Source organism: Herpetosiphon llansteffanensis, assembly GCF_003205875.1.
Lineage (GTDB): Bacteria > Chloroflexota > Chloroflexia > Chloroflexales > Herpetosiphonaceae > Herpetosiphon > Herpetosiphon llansteffanensis.
This window is the reverse complement of the sequence record NZ_PUBZ01000067.1, coordinates 1-381: the sequence shown is the minus strand read 5'-3', so window position 1 is coordinate 381 and position 381 is coordinate 1. Positions and strand designations below refer to the sequence as shown.

Annotated in this window: 1 pseudogene; it reads right to left on the bottom strand. The window is 61.7% G+C overall.

Annotated elements, in window-relative coordinates:
* Positions 1-255, bottom strand: a pseudogene (locus C5S61_RS04455) (MFS transporter); the annotation flags it as partial.
* Positions 256-381: the final 126 nt, after the last annotated feature.

Genomic DNA, 381 nt, shown 5'->3' with positions numbered 1-381 from the left:
AGTCACCTGCCGGCCTCGTCGACCTGCCCATTGCCCCACGACAGGTGCCAGCAAGGCAATGGTCAGGCCCGCCAAAGTCATGGTCCATGACAGCGCAGTGACAGTGCGGTCTTTGGACCCGAAGGCGTCGCCGACAAGATAGACGGCAAAGACGAAGGTGGTGATGACCGAAGCGAAGGGCTGGGTTCCTGGATCCCACATGGCCCAGGCGAAGACGCGTTTGCGTTGATCGGCCGGCACGTCGGTGTGGCTCATGGCTGTTGAGTCTACCGGTGCCTAACGAACCACGATCGCGCCTCGTCGAACCTCATCCCAGCACAATGGGGGCCCAGAAAGCTCCCAGTAGGACCGTCACCGCAATCGAGACGGTACCAGGAAGGA